Genomic DNA, 2,856 nt, shown 5'->3' on the forward strand with positions numbered 1-2,856 from the left:
CTTCGGCGGCGGCACCAACGAGGTGCTCCGCGACATCATCGCCCAGCGCGGCCACGGCATGCCCTCGTACGGACGCTGAGCGATGAGACTGCTCCCCACCGACGAACAGCGCGAGTTCGCCTCGGCAGCGCGGGCGCTGCTGGCGGCGGAATGCCCGGTGAGCCTGGTGCGCTCGCTGTCCCGGCCCGGCGCCGACCGCAGCGCGCCGGCCCTGTGGAAGGCACTGGCCGCTGCCGGGATCTTCGGGCTCGTCGTCGCCGAGGAGTACGGCGGTTCCGGGGGCTCGCTCGACGACCTCGCCGTCTTCTACACCGAAACGGGCCGCGCCCTGTGCCCGACGATGGTGCACAGCACCGTGCATGCGGTCCTGGCGATCGACCAGCTGGGAACGCCCGCGCCGAAGGCGGCCTGGCTGCCGCCGCTGGCCCACGGCGGCCTCCACGGCGCCACGGCGTTGTGGAATGCCCGCGACGCCGCGGCCGTATCGCCTGCCGTGCAAGCCGTTCCGGAGCCGACGCGCTGGCGGCTCAGCGGAACCGTCGACTACGTCGCCGACGCCGACGTCGCCGACCTCGTCGTGGTGTCGGCCGCCGCGCCCGGCCGCACCCTCGTCCTCGTCGTCGACACCCGCGCCGACGGGCTCGCCGTCGAGCCCCTCGACATGGCCGGCGGGCACCGGGCTTTCACTGTGCGCTTCGACGACGTGGCGGTGCCGGCCGACGCGCTGCTCGGCGACGGCGTGGGCGAGCCCGCGCTGCGCCGGCTGGCCAACACGGCGGCGGCATTGGGATCGCTGGACCTGGTGGGCATCGGCCAGGCGGTGCTGGAGCGCACCGTGGAATACACCACGCTGCGTCATCAGTTCGGCCGGGCGATCGCGTCGTTCCAGGCCGCCCAGCACCTGGTCGCCGACATGCACATCGCCCTGGCGGCAGCGCGTTTGGCCGCACACGCGGCGGTCTTCCGGATCGCCCGCGGGCACACCGCGACCCGGGAGACGGCCGTCGCCCGCATGCACGCCGCCCGCGCGGCCCGGCTGATCACCCTGAACGCGCATCAGTTGCACGGCGGCATGGGTTATGTGACCGAGACGGACCTGCATCTGTGGAGCGAACGGGCCCGGCTGGGCTCGACGCTCGGGGGCGGGGCCGACGTCGCCGCGGCATGGCTGGAGGAGGCCCCGAACGATGAACGATGACAGCCTGATCGACGCCGAGTCGGCGTCGCGGGTGGGCACGGTCGCCGCCGCGGCGACGGGCGAGGTGAACCGGCGCGACTGGCAACGCTGGGCGGCCGCGGTCGGCGACCGCAACCCGCTGTGGTTCGACCCCGAGTACGCCCGGGCCCACGGGTATCGCGACGTCATCTGCCCACCGCTGTTCCTGCAGTACGCCGTGCTCGGCGTCACGCACCTCGACACGCTGCGGCCCGACGGTTCCTCCGGCGCCGTCTCGGGCAGCCTGGCGTTCCCCCGCGCCCCCAAGCGGATGGCGGGCGGGGAGAGCTTCACCTTCCACCTGCCCGCCTATCACCGGGACCAGATCGACATGGTCCGCACCATCGAGTCGATCACCGAAAAAGAAGGCCGCTCGGGCAGATTCGTTCTCGTGACCTGGCACACGATCTACCGCAACCAGCAGGGCGACCTGGTCGCCGAAGCCTCCACCTCGATGATCGCCCGGCCTTAGGAGCGCCTTGACCGACCGACAGGTCTTTTTCGACGACGTCAACGCGGGGGAGCAGATCCCGGCGCTGAACGTCACCGTCGACGAAACCCAGCTGTTCTTCTTCAGCGCCGCCACCTACAACGGCCACCGCATCCACTACGACAAGCAGTGGGCGCACGAGGAAGGCTACGACGACGTGCTGGTCCAGGGCCCGTTGCAGGCGGCGCTGCTGGCGCGTGCGATCGGCGACTGGATCGGCGGACGCGGCCGCTTGGTGTCCTTCTCGGTGCAGAACCGGGCCGTGGCCTATCCGGGCGAGTCGCTGCAATTCGGCGGGGTCATCACCGGCACCCGCCTCACCGACGGGGGCGCCGGGCTGGTGGACCTCGACATCGCCGGCCGCCGCGGGGACACCGTGCTGATGCCCGGGACGGCGACGGTGCAGCTGCCCCGGCGCGGAACGCCGGCATGACGGGGCTGCGCGGCCAGGCGGCCATCGTCGGCATCGCCGAGCTGCCCGCCGAGCGACGGCCCACCGCGCCGCCCTCGTTCACCCTCGACCAGTACGCCGCGTTGGCGAAGCTGGTCGTCGAGGACGCCGGCGTCGACCCCGCCGCCGTCAACGGTCTGATCACCCACGGCGTGGCCGAATCGGCGATGTTCGCGCCCGCCACGCTGTGCGAATACCTGGGCCTGGCATTGGATTTCGGCGAGCGGGTCGACCTGGGCGGAGCCACCTCGGCGGGAATGGTGTGGCGGGCCGCGGCCGCGGTGGAACTGGGCGTCTGCGATGCGGTGCTGGCCGTCGTGCCCGGATCGGCAGCGCTGCCCCAGTCGGCGACCAGGCCGGCCGCCGCCCCGAATTGGTATGGGGCGTCGTCGAACAACTACGGGTCACCACAGGCCGAGTTCGAAATCCCGTACGGCAACGTGGGCCAGAACGCACCGTATGCGCAGATCGCCCAGCGGTACGCGGCCGAGTTCGGCTACGACCCGGCCGCGATCGCCGAGATCGCGGTGGACCAACGCACCAACGCGTGCGCGCACCCGGGCTCGGTGTTCCATGGCACCCCGATCACCGTGGACGACGTACTCGCCAGCCCGATGATCGCCGACCCGATCCACATGCTGGAAACGGTGATGCGGGTGCACGGGGGAGCGGGTGTGCTGATCGCCAACGCCGACATCG

General features: G+C 72.0%; 4 protein-coding genes. All 4 read left to right on the forward strand.

Features of this window, described 5'->3' with window-relative positions; genetic code table 11:
* The first annotated feature begins 82 nt into the window (after nucleotides 1–82).
* Nucleotides 83–1,198 (forward strand): acyl-CoA dehydrogenase family protein, encoded by a 1,116-nt coding sequence (locus tag AC2VOR_RS20670; RefSeq protein ID WP_486964427.1) that lies wholly within the window; start codon nucleotides 83–85, stop codon nucleotides 1,196–1,198.
* Nucleotides 1,188–1,688 (forward strand): MaoC family dehydratase, encoded by a 501-nt coding sequence (locus AC2VOR_RS20675; protein ID WP_486964428.1) that lies wholly within the window; start codon nucleotides 1,188–1,190, stop codon nucleotides 1,686–1,688. Before AC2VOR_RS20670 ends, AC2VOR_RS20675 begins: the two co-directional genes overlap by 11 nt.
* A gap of 7 nt (nucleotides 1,689–1,695) precedes the next feature.
* The gene (locus AC2VOR_RS20680; protein ID WP_486964429.1) at nucleotides 1,696–2,139 is read left to right on the forward strand and encodes a hotdog family protein; all 444 of its coding nucleotides are present in this window, start codon (nucleotides 1,696–1,698) and stop codon (nucleotides 2,137–2,139) included.
* Nucleotides 2,136–2,856 (forward strand): beta-ketoacyl-[acyl-carrier-protein] synthase family protein (locus tag AC2VOR_RS20685; RefSeq protein WP_486964430.1); only part of this gene is annotated, 721 nt, incomplete at its 3' end. The genes AC2VOR_RS20680 and AC2VOR_RS20685, both read left to right, overlap by 4 nt.

The sequence above is a fragment of the Mycobacterium sp. TH-M103 genome (genome assembly GCF_057473785.1).

What these genes read in the sequence shown, in the direction of transcription:
- AC2VOR_RS20675 (WP_486964428.1), top strand. Translation starts at nt 1,188, where the DNA reads ATGAACGATGACAGCCTGATCGACGCCGAGTCGGCGTCGCGGGTGGGC.
- AC2VOR_RS20670 (WP_486964427.1), top strand. Translation starts at nt 83, where the DNA reads ATGAGACTGCTCCCCACCGACGAACAGCGCGAGTTCGCCTCGGCAGCG.